Source organism: Streptomyces sp. NPDC028305 (genome assembly GCF_055569495.1).
The window spans coordinates 359,371-374,935 of the sequence record NZ_JBVHTN010000004.1 but is presented as its reverse complement, the minus strand read 5'-3'; the positions used below and the strand labels follow the sequence as shown (position 1 = coordinate 374,935).

Annotated in this window: 16 protein-coding genes; 5 read left to right on the top strand and 11 right to left on the bottom strand. The window is 70.8% G+C overall.

The features are described 5' to 3' along the window. Nucleotides 1-44: 44 nt before the first annotated feature. From ACZ4WQ_RS17950 to ACZ4WQ_RS17925, 6 genes are all read right to left on the bottom strand, one after another. Nucleotides 45-1,106 carry an ABC transporter ATP-binding protein gene (locus tag ACZ4WQ_RS17950; RefSeq protein WP_398371133.1) on the bottom strand — a complete coding sequence of 354 codons (1,062 nt, stop codon included), beginning with the start codon at nucleotides 1,104-1,106 and terminating at the stop codon, nucleotides 45-47. Continuing rightward, complete coding sequence (locus ACZ4WQ_RS17945) at nucleotides 1,078-2,136, bottom strand: ABC transporter ATP-binding protein (RefSeq protein WP_398371131.1); 1,059 nt, start codon at nucleotides 2,134-2,136, stop codon at nucleotides 1,078-1,080. The genes ACZ4WQ_RS17950 and ACZ4WQ_RS17945 overlap by 29 nt, the downstream gene beginning before the upstream one ends. Nucleotide 2,137: 1 nt before the next feature. Beyond that, on the bottom strand, nucleotides 2,138-3,145 hold the full coding sequence (locus ACZ4WQ_RS17940) for an ABC transporter permease (RefSeq protein WP_311727598.1): 1,008 nt from the start codon (nucleotides 3,143-3,145) through the stop codon (nucleotides 2,138-2,140). Next, complete coding sequence (locus ACZ4WQ_RS17935) at nucleotides 3,138-4,061, bottom strand: ABC transporter permease (protein WP_311727597.1); 924 nt, start codon at nucleotides 4,059-4,061, stop codon at nucleotides 3,138-3,140. Before ACZ4WQ_RS17935 ends, ACZ4WQ_RS17940 begins: the two co-directional genes overlap by 8 nt. A gap of 3 nt (nucleotides 4,062-4,064) precedes the next feature. Beyond that, nucleotides 4,065-5,729 (bottom strand): peptide ABC transporter substrate-binding protein, encoded by a 1,665-nt coding sequence (locus tag ACZ4WQ_RS17930; RefSeq protein ID WP_398371128.1) that lies wholly within the window; start codon nucleotides 5,727-5,729, stop codon nucleotides 4,065-4,067. A gap of 116 nt (nucleotides 5,730-5,845) precedes the next feature. Next, nucleotides 5,846-6,736 (bottom strand): AraC family transcriptional regulator, encoded by an 891-nt coding sequence (locus ACZ4WQ_RS17925; protein WP_398371126.1) that lies wholly within the window; start codon nucleotides 6,734-6,736, stop codon nucleotides 5,846-5,848. A gap of 91 nt (nucleotides 6,737-6,827) precedes the next feature. Here ACZ4WQ_RS17925 and ACZ4WQ_RS17920 point away from each other — a divergent pair, with 91 nt between their 5' ends. Further along, complete coding sequence (locus ACZ4WQ_RS17920; RefSeq protein WP_311727594.1) at nucleotides 6,828-7,661, top strand: NAD(P)H-binding protein; 834 nt, start codon at nucleotides 6,828-6,830, stop codon at nucleotides 7,659-7,661. Nucleotides 7,662-7,748: 87 nt separating this feature from the next. Continuing rightward, nucleotides 7,749-8,900 carry an epoxide hydrolase family protein gene (locus ACZ4WQ_RS17915; protein ID WP_398371124.1) on the top strand — a complete coding sequence of 384 codons (1,152 nt, stop codon included), beginning with the start codon at nucleotides 7,749-7,751 and terminating at the stop codon, nucleotides 8,898-8,900. A gap of 177 nt (nucleotides 8,901-9,077) precedes the next feature. Here ACZ4WQ_RS17915 and ACZ4WQ_RS17910 read toward each other — a convergent pair whose 3' ends face one another. Continuing rightward, a complete protein-coding gene (locus ACZ4WQ_RS17910; RefSeq protein WP_398371122.1) occupies nucleotides 9,078-10,091 on the bottom strand; it encodes an NAD(P)-dependent alcohol dehydrogenase in 1,014 nt (337 codons plus the stop codon). Between the two features lie 120 nt (nucleotides 10,092-10,211). On the opposite strand from ACZ4WQ_RS17910, the gene ACZ4WQ_RS17905 reads away from it, so the two are divergent. Together ACZ4WQ_RS17905 and ACZ4WQ_RS17900 are read left to right on the top strand one after the other, a co-directional pair. Next, the gene (locus ACZ4WQ_RS17905; RefSeq protein WP_398371121.1) at nucleotides 10,212-11,030 is read left to right on the top strand and encodes an MmyB family transcriptional regulator; all 819 of its coding nucleotides are present in this window, start codon (nucleotides 10,212-10,214) and stop codon (nucleotides 11,028-11,030) included. A gap of 56 nt (nucleotides 11,031-11,086) precedes the next feature. Continuing rightward, nucleotides 11,087-11,368: a hypothetical protein gene (locus ACZ4WQ_RS17900; RefSeq protein ID WP_398371120.1), complete on the top strand. Its 282-nt coding sequence runs from the start codon at nucleotides 11,087-11,089 to the stop codon at nucleotides 11,366-11,368. Between the two features lie 13 nt (nucleotides 11,369-11,381). On the opposite strand, the gene ACZ4WQ_RS17895 is transcribed toward ACZ4WQ_RS17900, so the two are convergent. Further along, nucleotides 11,382-11,579: a DUF397 domain-containing protein gene (locus ACZ4WQ_RS17895; protein ID WP_311727590.1), complete on the bottom strand. Its 198-nt coding sequence runs from the start codon at nucleotides 11,577-11,579 to the stop codon at nucleotides 11,382-11,384. 11 nt (nucleotides 11,580-11,590) lie between these two features. Next, the gene (locus tag ACZ4WQ_RS17890) at nucleotides 11,591-12,481 is read right to left on the bottom strand and encodes a helix-turn-helix domain-containing protein (protein WP_398371118.1); all 891 of its coding nucleotides are present in this window, start codon (nucleotides 12,479-12,481) and stop codon (nucleotides 11,591-11,593) included. Between the two features lie 493 nt (nucleotides 12,482-12,974). Between ACZ4WQ_RS17890 and ACZ4WQ_RS17885 the strand changes: the two genes are divergently transcribed. Beyond that, a complete protein-coding gene (locus ACZ4WQ_RS17885; protein ID WP_398371116.1) occupies nucleotides 12,975-13,292 on the top strand; it encodes a hypothetical protein in 318 nt (105 codons plus the stop codon). A 70-nt stretch (nucleotides 13,293-13,362) separates the two neighbouring features. On the opposite strand, the gene ACZ4WQ_RS17880 is transcribed toward ACZ4WQ_RS17885, so the two are convergent. Further along, nucleotides 13,363-14,508, bottom strand: coding sequence for an ABC transporter ATP-binding protein (locus ACZ4WQ_RS17880; protein ID WP_358845216.1), 1,146 nt, complete (start codon nucleotides 14,506-14,508; stop codon nucleotides 13,363-13,365). Further along, entirely contained in the window at nucleotides 14,501-15,559 is a 1,059-nt protein-coding gene (locus ACZ4WQ_RS17875) for an ABC transporter ATP-binding protein (RefSeq protein ID WP_311727585.1), read from the bottom strand. Before ACZ4WQ_RS17875 ends, ACZ4WQ_RS17880 begins: the two co-directional genes overlap by 8 nt. Nucleotides 15,560-15,565 lie beyond the last annotated feature (6 nt).

Sequence of the window (15,565 nt, the reverse complement as noted above, 5' to 3'; positions counted from 1 at the left end):
GGGGGATCGTAGGTGCCCCGGCGCGGGATCAGGAGGGCGGGTCGTCAGCGGCTGGGAGCGGGCAGGCGTTCCCCGGCGAAGTGGCAGGCCGAGGGGTGTGCGGCCGGGCCGCCCGAACGCTGGAAGGCCGTGGGCACCGCGAGGCGGGGCACCTCCACCGCGCAGCGGTCCTCGGCCTTCCAGCAGCGGGTGCGGAAGCGGCAGCCGGAGGGCGGGTCGGCCGGGGAGGGGACGTCTCCGGCCAGGATGATCCGCTCCCGGCCCTCGCGCGAGGTCGGGTCGGGGACCGGGACCGCGGACAGCAGGGCCTGGGTGTACGGGTGGGTCGGGTGGTCGTAGATCTCGGTGTCGGTACCGGTCTCGGCGAAGCGGCCCAGATACATCACCGCGACCCGGTCGGAGATATGGCGGACGACGGACAGGTCATGGGCGATGAAGAGATAGGAGAGGGCGAACTCCTCCTGGAGCCGCGCCAGCAGATTGACGACCTGCGCCTGCACCGACACATCCAGCGCCGAGACCGGCTCGTCGCAGATGATGATCTCCGGGTTGAGGGCCAGACCGCGCGCGATCCCGATGCGCTGGCGCTGACCGCCGGAGAACTGGTGCGGATAGCGGTTGATGTACTCCGGGTTCAGACCCACGACATCGAGCAGCTCCTGGACCTTGCGGCGCCGGTCGCCCTTCGGGGCCACCTCCGGGTGGATCTCGAACGGCTCCCCGATGATGTCGCCCACCGTCATCCGCGGATTCAGCGAGGTGTACGGATCCTGGAACACCATCTGGATATTGCGCCGTACGGCCTTCAACGCCCGTCCCGACAGCCTGGCGACGTCCTCGCCCCGGTAGCGGATCTCCCCCGCGGTCGGCCGCTCCAGATTGACCAGCAGCCTGGCGAGGGTGGACTTGCCGCAGCCGGACTCGCCGACGACGCCGAGCGTCTCGCCGCGCCGCAGCTCGAAGGAGACGCCGTCGACGGCCTTGACCGCGCCGACCTGGCGCCTGAAGACGACGCCCTGGGTGAGCGGGTAGAGCTTGGCCAGGTCACGGACGCGCAGGAGCGGCTCGGCGGCGGGCTCAGGGGGCTGCGATGGCGTCGCGGGCATCGAGCTCGTCCTTCCAGAAGTGGCAGGCGCTGGCCCGGCCCACGGGCCCGTCCCCGTACGTCACCTCGTACAGCGGCGGCCGTTCGGTGCGGCAGACGTCCTGGGCGCGGGGGCAGCGCGGGGTGAAGGGGCAGCCGGGCGGGAGGTCCGCCGGGCCGGGCGGCAGGCCCTTGATCGCGTACAGCTCGCGACCCCCGTGAGCGCCCCCGCGGGCGTCCAGGCGCGGCACCGAGTCCAGCAGCCCGCGCGTGTACGGGTGGGCGGGGCGCCGGTAGAGGTCGCGTACGGGCGCGGTCTCGACGATCCGGCCCGCGTACATCACGGCGATCGTGTCGGCGGCGTCGGCGACCACGCCCAGGTCATGGGTGATCAGGATCAGACCCATGTCGTACTCGCGGCGCAACTCCGCGAGCAGCTCCATGACCTGGGCCTGGACGGTCACGTCCAGCGCCGTCGTGGGCTCGTCGGCGATGATCAGATCCGGCTCCAGCGCCAGCGCCATGGCGATCATGATGCGCTGGCGCATACCGCCGGAGAACTGGTGCGGATAGTCCCCCACCCGCTCCTTCGCCGCCGGGATCCGCACCCGGTCCATCAGTTCGACGGCCCTGGCGCGCGCGGCGCGGCGCGACAGGCCCTGGTGGACCTCGTACATCTCGGCGAGCTGGGCGCCCACCGACAGCACCGGGTTCAGCGCGGAGAGCGCGTCCTGGAAGATCATCGCCATCCGGGCGCCACGCACCCGGCGGCGCTCCTCCTCCCCCATCGCCAGCAGGTCCCGCCCCTGGAAGAAGATCTTCCCGCCGGTCACCAGGGCGGGCGGGGAGTCCAGGATGCCCATGATCGCCTGGGCGGTCACCGACTTGCCCGACCCCGACTCGCCCAGCACCGCCAGCGTCCGGCCCGCGTCCACGCCCAGCGTCACCCCGCCCACGGCCTCGGTGACGCCGTCCCGGGTGCGGAACTCGACCCGCAGGTCCCGTACGTCCAGCAGCCGCGGCACGGCGGGCGGTTCTTCGACGCGGCTCATCTCAGCGCAGCTTCGGGTCGAGCGCGTCGCGCACCGCGTCGCCGAGCATGATGAACGCCAGCACCGTGACGCTCAGCGCTCCGGCGGGCCACAGCAGCATGTGCGGGGCGTTGCGGATCTGGGTGGAGGCGGACGAGATGTCGATCCCCCAGGAGACGGTCGGCGGCTTGAGCCCCACGCCCAGGAAGGACAGGGTCGCCTCCAGCGCGATGTACGTGCCGAGCGCGATGGTGGCGACGACGATCACGGGCGCCACGGCGTTGGGCGCGATGTGCCGCAGCAGCGTCCGGGCGTCGCTCGCGCCGAGCGCCCGCGCCGCCTGGACGTAGTCCTGCCGGGTGGCGGTCAGGACGGTGCCGCGCGCGATCCGGGAGATCTGTGGCCACCCCAGCAGCACGATGAAGCCGACCACCGGCCACACCGACCCGCTGGTGACCACGGACAGGAAGACCAGGCCGCCCAGCAGGATCGGGATGCCGAAGAACACGTCGGCGATCCGCGACAGCAGGGCGTCCCACCAGCCGCCGTAGTACCCGGCCAGCCCGCCGAGCACGCTGCCGAGCAGGGCCGCGCCCGCGGTGGCGCAGATGCCGACGGTGATGGAGGCGCGGGCCCCGTAGACGGTGCGGGTGTAGACGTCGCGGCCCTGGAGGTCGTAGCCGAAGGGGTGGCCGGGCGCCGGGCCGTCCTGCGCCTTGGACAGGTCGCCGCGGTACGGATTGCCGTCCGTGATCAGCTGCGGCCAGATCGCGATCAGCACCAGGAAGACGATGACCAGGGCGGAGACCACGAAGACCGGGTTGCGGCGCAGGTCCCGCCAGGCGTCGGACCACAGGCTGTGGGGCGCGGCGGCCCGCCCGCCGTGGCGGCCCCGGCCGCGTCGGCCCGCGGGCACCACGGGGGCCGGGGCGGGGGCGCCCGCCAGGGTCGCGGTGTCGGCCCCGGCCAGGGCCGGCGCGCCGCCGCCGGGCGGGACGATCGCTTGGGGGGTGTCGTAGGGCTCAGGCATACCGGATCCTCGGGTCGAGCACGGCGTAGAGGAGGTCGACAAGCAGGTTCGCCAGCAGGAAGACGATCACGAGGATGGTCACGAAGCCGACGACCGTCGGGGAGTTCTGGCGCAGGATGCCCTGGTAGAGCTGGTATCCCACGCCGTGGATGTTGAAGATCCGCTCGGTGACGATGGCGCCGCCCATGAGCGCGCCGATGTCGGTGCCGAGGAAGGTCACCACCGGGATCAGGGAGTTCCGCAGCAGATGGCGCACGACCACCCGGCGTCGCGGCAGCCCCTTGGCGACGGCGGTGCGCACATAGTCGGCGCGGGCGTTCTCGACGATGGAGGTACGGGTGAGCCGCGTGGTGTACGCGAGCGAGACCAGGCCGAGGACGACGCCGGGCAGCAGCAGCTGGTCCAGCGGCGCCTCCGGGGCGACGGAGGGCGTGGTCCAGCCCCACTTCACCCCGATCAGATACTGGAGCACCGAGCCGCTGACGAAGGTCGGGACGGAGACCACGACCAGGGTCAGCAGCAGGACCGAGCTGTCCAGGCCGCGCCCGCGGCCCAGCGCGGTCGCGACGCCCAGGGTGAGCCCGAGGGCCGTCTCGAAGAGGACGGCGACGACGGTGAGCCGGAGGGTGATGGGAAAGGCCTCGGCCATCAGCTCGGTGACGGGGCGGCCGTCGAAGGCGGTGCCGAAGTGGCCGGTGAAGACCTGCCCCATGTAGTGCGCGTACTGCCGCCACAGCGGCTCGTCGAGGTAGAGGTCCTTGCGGATGCGGGCGGCGGTGGCGGGGTCGGGGGCCTTGTCGCCGAAGAGCGCGGCGACGGGGTCGCCCAGCGCGTACACCATGAAGAAGATCAGGAAGGTGGTGCCCAGGAACACGGGGATCATCTGGAGCAGCCGCCGGAGCACATGACGGCCCATGGCTCAGCCCACCTCGATCCGGTCGTAGACCGGGACGCTGAACTGGTTGAGGGCCACGTCGGAGAGCCGGGACGAGTAGCCCGCGCTGCCGTTCTGGTACCAGAGCGGGATGGCGGGCATCTGCGCGGCGAGGATCTTCTCGGCGTCCTGGAAGGTGGCGACGGCCCGGCCGTCCGCGGACTCGGCGTTGGCCCGGTCGACGAGTTCGTCGAAGCCGGTGTCGCTCCAGTGGCCGTCGTTGGAGGAGGCGTCGGTGTAGTACATCGGCTGGAGGAAGTTCTGGATCAGCGGGTAGTCCATCTGCCAGCCCGCCCGGAACGGGCCGGTCATCCGCTGGTTCGCCACCTTGTTGCGGTAGTCGGCGAAGGTGCCGACCGGCCGGCCGACGCAGGCCCGGTCGCTGCCCAGCACGGTGTTGACGCTGTTGCAGACGGCGTCGACCCAGTCCTTGTGGGAGCCGGTGTCGGCGTTGTACGTGATGGTCATCCGGCCACCGGGCAGCCCGCCGCCCGCCTTGATCAGCGCCCTGGCCCGCGCCGGGTCGTAATCGCAGGCGCCGCCGCACAGGCCGGGCCGGTAGCCCCCCTGGCGGCGCAGGACCGGGGAGGTCCAGTCGCTGGCCGGGGTCCGGGTCCCGTGGAAGATCCGGTCGGTGATCTGCGCGCGGTTGATCGCCATGGAGATGCCGCGCCGCAGCTTGGCCGAGCCGGGCCCCCGCCAGCGGCGGTCGTACATCGGGAAGGTGAGGGTCTGGATGATCCCGGCGGGCCGGCTGATGTAGCGGTCGCCGAGGTCGGAGCGGACGAACTTCAGCTGGGCGGCGGGCACATCGTCCACCAGGTCGAGATTGCCCGCCTGGAGATCGGTGTACGCGGTGTTGCTGTCGGTGTAGACGCGCAGCTCGACGCCCTTGTTGCGGGGCCTGTCGGGGCCGGGGTAGCCGTCCCGGGCCCGCAGCTTCATGGCCGAGCCCTTGTCGTACGAGACCACCTCGTACGGGCCGTTGCCGACGGGCTTGCGCAGCCAGGCGGCGTGGTCGTCGAAGAACGCGCGGGGCAGCGGGGCGTAGGCGTTGTAGCCCAGGGTCTTGGGCCAGCTGGAGAACTTCTGGGTGAGCTTGACCGTGAACGTCCGCGCATCCTTGACGCGCAGGCCGGAGAGGGTCTTCGCGGTGGGGTGGCCGGTCGCCGGGTGGACCTTGTCGTAGCCCTGGACGTACTCGAAGAAGTAGGCGTTGCGCTGCTTGTTGTCGAGCAGGGCGCCGTAGTTCCAGGCGTCCACGAAGGACTTGGCGGTGACCTTCTCGCCGTCGCCGAACGTCCAGCCGTCCTTGATGGTGACCGTGAAGTTCCGCTGGTCGCTCGTCAGGATCCGCTCGGCCATGGCGTTCTTCGCCTCGCCGGTGACGGGGTCGTACCGCTTGAGCCCCCGGAAGACCATGTCCAGGACCTTGCCGCCCTGGACGTCATTGGTGTTGGCGGGCTCCAGCGGGTTGGGCGGGTCGCCCCAGGAGGACCGTACGACGCCCTTGGGTGCGTTCCCGCCGCCGCAGCCCGTCGCGGCCAGGGCCAGCACCAGCAGGCCGAGAACCGGCACGGCGGGGCCCACCGGCACGCGGGCGGCCCCCGATCCACGCCGAAGGCGCCGAGCGCGTGTGGCGATGCGCATGGGTGCCTCCCGAGGGCGGATCCGAGTTCCGGCTTAGGCCCATATGGCATCCCATGAGATGACTTTCCGCATCCGGGAGGGGTCCGTCCGTGTTCTCCAGGAGGAGAAGGGCGGTCTCAGCCCTGTGAGCACTCCGCGCCGACGCAGTCGGCGTCCGTACGGCAGGTCCTGCGGTACTCGCTGGGGCTGACCCCGTGGATCCGCTTGAAGGCCGCGCTGAGGCCGAACGCGTCCGCGTATCCCACCTGGCGCGCCACCGCGGCGACCGTCGCGGTGGACCCGGTCAGCAGATCGGCGGCCAAGGCCATCCGCCAGTCGGTCAGATAGGTCAGCGGCGGCTTGCCCACCAGCTTGGCGAACCGGCCGGCCAGCGCCGTACGCGACACCCCCGCCTCGCCGGCCAGGGCCGCGAGCGTCCACGGCCGGTCCGGCGCGGCGTGCATGGCCCGCAGCACGGGGCCGATCACCTCGTCGTCCAACGCCCGGAACCAGCCCGGCGGCACAGCCTCCGGTTGCTCGGACCACTCGCGCAGCGCGCACACCAGCAGCCAGTCGAGCAGCCGGTCCAGCACCACCTGCTGCCCCGGCGGGCAGGCGGCGACCTGCGCGTCCAGGAAGTCGAGCAGCGACGCGCAGCCGTCGTTGCCGGGCATCACCAGCACCGGCGGCAGCACCCCCAGCAGCCGCTGTGACACCTCGGACCGCACCTGGTACGTCCCGACCAGCAGCACCGTGCGACCGGCCGGTCCGGCCGACGAGGGCCGGTCGGAGAGGACGTACGGTCCCGGCCCGCGCACGATCGCGGTGTCACCGACCCGCACCGGCCGCGGTTCCCCGCCCTCTCCGGGACGCTCGGAGGAGATCCATCCCTCGCCCCGCAGCGGCACACACAGCGTCAGGGACGCCGCATCGGTGAACCGCAGGGCCCACGGCGGCGACAGCTCCGTCCGCCGGAAGCCGGCCCCGTCGGCACGGACACCCCGCAGCAGATCGTCGAACGGATCCATGTGCCTCACGATAACCGTCTGGACGATCGCGTATGCCCCGTGTACGACCGGCCATCCCCAGCCCGCGCCCCGGCCGGTTGACTTGCTGACCATGACGACACACGCAAACGAGATCCTGGTCCTGGGCGGGACGGGCAAGACCGGCCGCCGCCTGGTGCACACGCTGCGGGCGGCGGGCGAGCACGTCCGGGCCGCCTCCCGCTCAGGCGAGGTGCGGTTCGACTGGTCCGACCAGGACACCTGGCCGACCGCCCTGGACGGGGCCTCGGCGGTCTATCTCATGGCTCCCGAGGACCCGGCCCTGGCCCAGGTCTTCGTCAAGCGGGCGACCGAGGCGGGCGTCGGCCGCTTCGTGGCGCTGTCCGGCCGCGGGATCGAGCAGGTCTCCGCCGACGCCTTCCAGGGCATGGCCGCCGCGGAGCAGGCCGTGCGCGACTCCGGCGCGCGGTGGACGATCCTCCGCCCGAACAACTTCAGCCAGAACTTCGACGAAGACGTGTGGCACGCCCCGCTGCGGGACGGCCGGCTGGCGCTGCCGATCGGCTCCATGCCGGAGCCGTTCATCGACGCCCAGGACATCGCCGATGTGGCGGCGGCCGTGCTGACCACGGACGGCCATCACGGCCAGGTGTACGACCTCTCGGGGCCCCGGGCGCTCACCTTCGAGGCCGCCGTGGCGACGATCGCCGAGGCGGCGGGCCGTCCCATGCGCTACGTGGAGCTCACGCCGGAGGAGTACCGGGCCGAGCTCCTGGCCGAGGGGTTCCCGGAGGAGGCCGTCAGGGAGCTCGACGCGCTGTTCGCCATCATGCGCGCCGGGCACTTCACCGAGCCCGGCGACGGGGTACGGCGCGTCCTCGGACGCGAACCGATCGATTTCGGCGCCTACGCCGCGCAGGCCGCCGCGGCCGGGGCGTGGGCGTAGCCAAGGGGGCGCACGTGTGCTGACGCGCGCCGGGGGCAGGCCCCTTGAGGACGTCAGCCGTCCTCAAGGGGCCCTACCGTGCGCCCCATGAACGACACCGCGCACGGCGACCACCCCGCCATCCGCCCCTTCCGCATCGCCATCCCCCAGCCCGACCTCGACGACCTGCGCGAGCGCCTGGCCCGTACCCGCTGGCCCGATGAGCTCCCCAGCGTCGGCTGGTCCTACGGCGTGGCGCTCGACTACGTACGCGAGGTGACCGACTACTGGGCCGAGCAGTTCGACTGGCGGGCGCAGGAGGCGCGGCTCAATGCGTTTCCGCAGTTCACCACCGACATCGACGGCCAGCGGGTGCACTTCCTCCATATCCGCTCCCCCGAGCCGACGGCCCTGCCGCTGCTGATCACCCACGGCTGGCCCGGCTCGGTCGCCGAGTTCACGGAGATCATCGGCCCGCTGACCGACCCCCGCGCCCACGGCGGCGACCCCGCCGACGCGTTCCACCTCGTCGTCCCGTCCCTCCCCGGCTTCGGCTTCTCCGGCCCGACCCGCGAACCCGGCTGGGACATCCGCCGCATCGCCACCGCCTGGAGCGAGCTGATGCGGCGCCTGGGCTACGAGCGCTACGGAACGCAGGGCGGCGACTTCGGCTCGCTCATCTCTCCCGAGGTGGCGCGGGTGGCCCCGGCCGAGGTCATCGGCGTGCACGTCAACGCGCTGGTGCCGATCCCCTCGGGCGACACGGTCCAACTGGAGGGGCTCACCCCGGCGGAGGAATCCCGCCTGGCCGGTACCCGCCGCTGGCGCCGCGATCTCTCCGGCTACGCCGCCATCCAGGGCACCCGTCCCCAGACCCTGGCCTACGGCCTCGCCGACTCCCCCTCCGGCCAACTCGCCTGGAACCTCGACTGGTTCGCCGCCCATGGCGACAAGCCGGACGCGCTCGACCGCGACGCCGTGCTGACCAACGTCTCGATCTACTGGTTCACCAACACGGCCGGTTCTGCCGCCCGGCTCTACAAGGAGGCGGCGTCGGTGTGGAGCACTGTCCCGGAGCGGTCCAAGATCCCCACGGGTGTGGCGGTCTTCCACGGCGACGGCGCCATCCGCCGCCTCACCGAGCCGTACCACGCGATCACACACTGGTCGGAGTTCGACGCGGGCGGCCACTTCGCGGCGATGGAGGTGCCGGAGCTGCTGATCGGCGATGTACGGGCGTTCTTCCGCTCGCTGCGCTGACGGCTGTCCTTCCAGGCCCAATGCCAGTGACTTTGCGGTGAGTATGGGACAGCGACGCGCCGACGCCATGGCGTGTCGCTGTCCCATACTCACCGCAACCTCAGGCTTCGGACGCAAAAGTCACCGAGGACGCCGACGCCACGCACCGCAGGGGTAACGCGCCTCCGTCCGCCGGGGTCAGCCGTGGCTGATGACGACCTTCCCGAAGCCGCCGCCCGACTGGACGTACCGGAAGGCGTCCGGTACCTCGTCGAACGGGAACACCCGGTCGATCACCGGACGCACCCGATGCGCCGCGACGGCCCGGTTCAGCTCGGTGAAATGGGCCCGGCTCCCCGTGGCGACCCGCCGCAGCACCGCGCCCGCGCCGAACAGGACCGCGGGGTCGAGGGGCTTGGCCCCCTCGGCCCCGGACAGCCATCGGCCTACGAGCGCCACCTCGCCGCTGACCGCGACGGACTTGAGTGACTGCTCCAGTGGGCCCGACGGATCGACGACGCGATCGGCGCCGTGGTCATCGGTCAGGGCGCGTACGTCCTGCCACCACTGCGGGCTCTCCCGGTAGTTGATCACCTCGTCGGCGCCGAGTTCCCGCAGCCGCTCGGCCTTGGCCGCGCCGGAGGTGGTCACGATCACCCGGGCGCCGGCCAGCTTCGCGAACCGCAGGGTGAACAGGGAGACGGCTCCCGAGCCGAGGGTCAGCACGGTCGAGCCGGGGCGCGGCGCGCCGCCCGTGGTCAGGGCGTTCCAGGCGGTCACCGCTGCCAACGGCAGCGTCGCGGCCTCCTCGTACGACAGATGCTCCGGGATGGGCACGACGCCGTCCTCGCTGAGCACCGCGTACTCGGTCAGCACCCCGTCGATCATGGTGCCGAGCTGTGCGGCGTTGTCGCGCCGGAACGGGCCGTCGAGCCAGCGGGGAAAGACGGCGGCGGCCACCCGGTCGCCCGCCTTCACCCGCCCCACGTCCTCGCCGACGGCCACGACCTCCCCGACTCCCTCGCAGCCGGGCACCACGCCGGGCGTGATCGGCAGCGGATAGTTGTCGGCCAGCACCATCAGATCGCGGAAACCGATCGAGTTCGCGCGCATCCTGACCACGACCTGACCACGCCCCGGCTCGGGCTCGTCCCGGTCCTGGACGGTCAGCCCGGCGAGGCCATGGCCCGGAACAAGGCGGTAGCTCTTCATCAAACGGCCTTTCGCAGTCGCTCAGTGGTTGTGCCGAGCGATCCTGCGAGGCGGCCCGCGATGCGGCAATTCCCTCCAGGGAATCGCCGCATGCCACGACCTCCGGATACAACTACCCGGGTGAACAACACCGTCGAGCAGTCGGGCGTCGGCGCCGAGCTGAGACGCTGGCGCCGGGCGCGCCGGCTCAGCCAGCTCGAACTGGCCGCGCTGGCCGACACCACCCAACGCCACCTGAGCTTCATCGAAAGCGGCCGCTCCCAGCCGGGCCGCGCGATCCTGATCCGGCTCGCCGAGTCGCTCCGCCTGTCCCTGCGGGAGCGCAACGACCTGCTCGGCAGGGCCGGTTACGCCCCGGTGTTCGCCGAGTCGGGCCTGGACGAGACCGCGCTACGGCCGGTCCGTACGGCCCTCGAGCAGATCCTGCACGGTCATCTGCCCTACCCCGCGCTCGTCATCGCCCCGTACGGACGCGTGGTCGCGGCCAACGACGCCGTCGAGGTCTTCACCGAGGACGCGGCCCCCGAACTGCTCGTGCCCCCGGTCAACATGCTGCGGCTCATGCTCCATCCGGACGGCATGGCCCGCCGCGTCCGCAACCTCCCCGAGTGGGGCCGCCACGTCATCGAGAACCTCCGCGCCCGGGCCCGGCGCAGCCCGGACCCCCGCCTCGACGCGTTCACCGACGAGCTGGCCACCTACGTCCCCCAGGCCCCCGTCGGCCCTGACCACCTCGGCTTCTCCGTTCCCATGCGACTGACGTCGGCGGACGGCGAGCTACGCCTCATCACCACGCTGACCTCCTTCGCCACCGCGACGGACATCACGCTCGCCGAACTCCACCTGGAGGCGTTTCTGCCCGCGGACCAGGCCACGGCGGAGCTGCTGCGTATCCGCGGGGAGCGGCACCGGGGTGATCGACGTGCGTCCTCGCCGTGAGCGAGCGAAGAATTGAAACAAAGGCAGTTCAGAATCGATCCGAGAAGGTGACAGTGATGCGGAACTCGATCGTACGCACCCTGGCGACCGGTGCTGCGGCGGCCCTGCTGGCCAGCGGAGCGGCGGTGGCCTCCACGAGTACCGCTTTCGCGACGCCCGCCGCGTCGGTGACACACGCCAAGACGGTCTCCGCCCAGGACACGCCCTCGCCCACGCCTTCGCCCACCATGTCGGGCAAACAGTGTAAGGAGGTCAAGGCGAAGACCAAGACGGTCACCCACAACGGCAAGACCTACAAGATCTGGATCGAGGGCCACAAGGTCTGCTACATGAAGTGACCGCCGCCGGGCACTAGATCATCCGGTCGAACTCCCCCGCCTTCGCGGCCCGCAGAAGCGCACGCAACGCGGCCGGGGTCGTGGCTATGACGACCTCCGGGTCGTCGCTCTCCCGGAGGTGGGGAGTTCCCGTGGGGTCGGCGGCGAGTTCCACGCAGTTGGCGGCGTCCCCGGAGCTGAAGCTGGACTTGCGCCACTGAAGCGTGGACATGCGGACGTCTCCTAGAGCAGGGGATACAGGACGTGCTGGATGAGCCCGAGCGAGTCCTTCACCGTACGGCCCTCGGGTGCGGCTTCGGCGTCGATGGGCGGCAGGGCCAGCTCGCTCAGTTCGGCGAACGACCGCCCGTATTCGGCGAACGATCGACGGTCGTCAAGGTACTGGGTCTTGCCCAGTTGGTCGACCAGCGCCGTCCCCAGTTCCACCGCGTCCGGTTCGATCAGCATGAACGGGTGGCTGAACGCGCTACGACCTTCGTCGTCCAGCGAGATCACCTGGATCATCACATTCGGCAGCCGTGACACCTCGATCAGCCGCAAGAGTTGATCACGCATCACCGCCCGGCCTCCGTACAGCACGCGCAGCGCCGCCTCATGGATGATGGCGTGCAACCGAGGGGGCTGGGCCCCGGTGAGGACATGCTGGCGCCGCATCCGGAACTCGACGGCCGTCTCCCGTACCTCGTTCGCGGCAGGGGAGAAGACACTGCGGTGGACGGCGGTGGCGTACTCGAAGGTCTGGAGCAGCCCTGGGATGAACAGCAGCTCGTAGTTGCGCAGGGTGGCGGCCCCGGCTTCCAGCTCGGCCAGGTCCAAGTGAGTCGCGCCGACAGTACCGCCGTAGTCGCTCCACCACCCCTTACCGGACTCCCGACCCAGCGCCAGCAGGGCGTCAACGGGATAGGTATACATACCCCTCAGCACCTCAGCCAGTTTCTGAAGCCGCTCGGCCGACAGGCTCGTCCGACCCGCCTCGACGTTGCTCAGGTGCGGTTGACGCATTCCCAGCAACTGCGCAGCCTCGCCAACGGTCAGCCCCGCCGCCTCACGCAGCCTGCGCACCTCGATGCCGAACCGGCGCTGCCGATACGTGGGATCGGCCCTGAGCCCCATGCGGATTCCCCTTTCACCTGTGGCGAGTGTTGCGTGGTGCAGGCGGATGCGTCCACTCCGTAACCACCATCCAGCCAACTGGGTTGTATGTATACGCATCGAGTCGCTACCTTACGTATGGCGCCAGTCACAGAAGGCACTCACCCGGAGGCTGCCCCATGCGCACGCCCGAAGAGCCCTGGTCCTACGGCCTGTTCATCCCGCACGACCCCCGAGCCGTGGGCGTCGTCCGGGCCACCATCCGCTGCGTCCTTAAGGCGGCCCGCCTCGACTGCATCGTCGACACCGCCGAACTCCTCGTGTCCGAGCTGGTGACCAACGCGTACCGCAACACCACCACCGACGCGTACGTCAGCATGGACTGGGAGCCCGCGCCGCCCGACTTCCGGGTCACCGTGTGGGACTCCGGCGACGACCTGCCGCAGCCGGTGCCCGCCCGGTGCGACGACAGACTGGATGACCATTGGCCGAAGTCGACACGGCGCTGTCGCCCATGCCTCCGCTCTCGGAGCAGGCCCTGCGGGTCGCTGTTCGCGCTCTGGCGCCCAGCGCGTCCGTCCGGTTCGAGGCCGAACTCCACCATGCCAAGCGGGAGGCGGCGAAGGCTGACAGCACCGTGCCCACCCGCACCTTCCTGCACCGCTGGGACGTGTTCGTGGCGCTGCGACGCCACCCCTACCGTGCTCGGCGGCTCCAGGAGCTGGAGCGCGCCGTCGGGCAGGCGGACGGGATCGAGGACGCCCGCCGGGCCTCGGCCGAGATCGGGAGGCTGCTGGACGCGGCCCGCCGTGAGGTGAGCGGCGGGGCCTGAACGACCGCGAGGGCCGCTCGGACCGTCGGTACGGTCCGGGCGGCCCTCGTCGTGGCCCGAGACGGGAACGCTAGGCGTGGACCACGTCCTTCTCCTCCGCGAAGTGGCACGCCGACTCGTGCGCCGCCGGCGAGTCCGTGCCCGCGAAGCGCTCGGGGATGGCGAGCAGCGGGGCCTCCTTGGCGCAGCGGTCCTCGGCCTTCCAGCAGCGGGTGCGGAAGCGGCAGCCGGAGGGCGGGTTGGCCGGGGAGGGGACGTCTCCGGCCAGGATGATCCGCTCCCGGCCCTCGCGCGAGGACGGGTCGGGGACCGGGACCGCGGACAGCAGGGCCTGGGTGTACGGGTGGGTCGGGTGGTCGTAGATCGCGGTGTCGCTGCCGATCTCGACCACCTTGCCCAGGTACATCACGCCGACGCGGTCGGAGATGTGGCGCACGATGGACAGGTCGTGGGCGATGAAGAGGTAGGAGAGGTTGAACTCGTCCTGGAGCTTCTCCATCAGGTTGATGACCTGTGCCTGGACGGACACATCCAGCGCCGAGACCGGCTCGTCGCAGATGATGATCTCCGGGTTGAGGGCCAGACCGCGCGCGATCCCGATGCGCTGGCGCTGACCGCCGGAGAACTGGTGCGGATACCGGTTGATGTACTCCGGGTTCAGACCCACGACATCGAGCAGCTCCTGGACCTTGCGGCGCCGGTCGCCCTTCGGGGCCACCTCCGGGTGGATCTCGAACGGCTCCCCGATGATGTCGCCCACCGTCATCCGCGGATTCAGCGAGGTGTACGGATCCTGGAACACCATCTGGATGTTGCGCCGCACGGCCTTCAGGGCACGCCCGGACAGCCTGGTGATGTCCTGGCCCTTGTAGAAGACCTCGCCCGCCGTGGCGGTCTCCAGGGTCATCAGCAGCTTGGCGACCGTGGACTTGCCGCAGCCGGACTCGCCGACGATGCCGAGGGTCTCGCCCTGGTAGAGGTCGAAGGAGACGCCGTCGACGGCCTTGACCGCGCCGATCTGCCGCTTGAACAGGATGCCCTGGGTCAGCGGGAAGTGCTTGACCAGGTTTCGCACCTGAAGGATCGGCTCGCCGCGCTCGACCGGGGCGTCGAGGGCGGCCACGGCCGCCTCCTCGGTGGCCGCCTCGACCACCTCCACCTCGGTGACGTTGGGGGTGGCGTCCATGGCCTCGTCGTTCTTGTCGGTCTCAGCCATGGATCGTCTCCTTCCAGAAGTGGCACGCGCTGCCGCGGCCCGGCAGCGGGGTGCCGTCCTGCTCTGTCACCGGCTCCAGCACAGGGACGTCGGTGCGGCAGATGTCCTGCGCCTTGGGGCAGCGCGGGTTGAAGGCGCAGCCCGTCGGGATCTTGAGCAGGTTGGGCGGCAGGCCCTTGATCGCGTAGAGCTCCTGGCCCTTGCGGTCCAGGCGCGGGATCGAGTCCAGCAGCCCCTGGGTGTACGGGTGGGACGGGCGCTTGTAGAGCTCGTGGACCGGGGCGGTCTCGACGATCCGGCCCGCGTACATCACCGCGATCTTGTCGGCGACGTCGGCGACCACACCCAGGTCATGGGTGATCAGGATCAGGCCCATGTTGAACTCGCGCTGGAGCTCGGCGAGCAGATCCATGACCTGGGCCTGGACGGTCACGTCCAGGGCGGTCGTGGGCTCGTCGGCGATAATCAGATCCGGCTCCAGCGCCATCGCCATGGCGATCATGATGCGCTGGCGCATACCGCCGGAGAACTGGTGCGGATAGTCCCCCACCCGCTCCTTCGCCGCCGGAATGCGCACCCGGTCCATCAGCTCGATGGCCTTGGCCTTGGCCGCCTTCTTGGACAGGCCCTGGTGAACGCGGAACATCTCGCCGAGCTGGTAGCCGACGGAGAGCACCGGGTTCAGCGAGGAGAGCGCGTCCTGGAAGATCATGGCGATCTTCCGGCCGCGGATCTTGCGGCGCTCCTCATTGGACATGGTGAGCATGTTCTCGCCGCGGAACAGGATCTGGCCCTGCGGGATCTTGCCGGGCGGCATGTCGAGGATGCCCATGATCGCCTGGGCGGTCACCGACTTGCCGGATCCGGACTCGCCGAGGACGGCGAGGGTTTCGCCGGCCCGGACGCTGTAGTTGACGCCGTTGACGGCCTTGGCGACGCCGTCCCGGGTGTGGAACTCCACGTGCAGATCGCGGACTTCCAGCAGCGGGGTGGCGTCGTCACCCTCGGTCTGCGCCGCGGGGGCGCTCGTGGTCTTCTCGATGGTGGTCACGTACGC

What these genes read in the sequence shown, in the direction of transcription:
- ACZ4WQ_RS17890 (WP_398371118.1), bottom strand. Translation starts at nt 12,481, where the DNA reads ATGGGGCTCAGGGCCGATCCCACGTATCGGCAGCGCCGGTTCGGCATC.
- ACZ4WQ_RS17880 (WP_358845216.1), bottom strand. Translation starts at nt 14,508, where the DNA reads ATGGCTGAGACCGACAAGAACGACGAGGCCATGGACGCCACCCCCAAC.
- ACZ4WQ_RS17910 (WP_398371122.1), bottom strand. Translation starts at nt 10,091, where the DNA reads ATGAAGAGCTACCGCCTTGTTCCGGGCCATGGCCTCGCCGGGCTGACC.
- ACZ4WQ_RS17920 (WP_311727594.1), top strand. Translation starts at nt 6,828, where the DNA reads ATGACGACACACGCAAACGAGATCCTGGTCCTGGGCGGGACGGGCAAG.
- ACZ4WQ_RS17945 (WP_398371131.1), bottom strand. Translation starts at nt 2,136, where the DNA reads ATGAGCCGCGTCGAAGAACCGCCCGCCGTGCCGCGGCTGCTGGACGTA.
- ACZ4WQ_RS17940 (WP_311727598.1), bottom strand. Translation starts at nt 3,145, where the DNA reads ATGCCTGAGCCCTACGACACCCCCCAAGCGATCGTCCCGCCCGGCGGC.
- ACZ4WQ_RS17915 (WP_398371124.1), top strand. Translation starts at nt 7,749, where the DNA reads ATGAACGACACCGCGCACGGCGACCACCCCGCCATCCGCCCCTTCCGC.
- ACZ4WQ_RS17950 (WP_398371133.1), bottom strand. Translation starts at nt 1,106, where the DNA reads ATGCCCGCGACGCCATCGCAGCCCCCTGAGCCCGCCGCCGAGCCGCTC.
- ACZ4WQ_RS17930 (WP_398371128.1), bottom strand. Translation starts at nt 5,729, where the DNA reads ATGCGCATCGCCACACGCGCTCGGCGCCTTCGGCGTGGATCGGGGGCC.
- ACZ4WQ_RS17885 (WP_398371116.1), top strand. Translation starts at nt 12,975, where the DNA reads ATGCCTCCGCTCTCGGAGCAGGCCCTGCGGGTCGCTGTTCGCGCTCTG.
- ACZ4WQ_RS17925 (WP_398371126.1), bottom strand. Translation starts at nt 6,736, where the DNA reads ATGGATCCGTTCGACGATCTGCTGCGGGGTGTCCGTGCCGACGGGGCC.
- ACZ4WQ_RS17900 (WP_398371120.1), top strand. Translation starts at nt 11,087, where the DNA reads ATGCGGAACTCGATCGTACGCACCCTGGCGACCGGTGCTGCGGCGGCC.
- ACZ4WQ_RS17935 (WP_311727597.1), bottom strand. Translation starts at nt 4,061, where the DNA reads ATGGGCCGTCATGTGCTCCGGCGGCTGCTCCAGATGATCCCCGTGTTC.
- ACZ4WQ_RS17895 (WP_311727590.1), bottom strand. Translation starts at nt 11,579, where the DNA reads ATGTCCACGCTTCAGTGGCGCAAGTCCAGCTTCAGCTCCGGGGACGCC.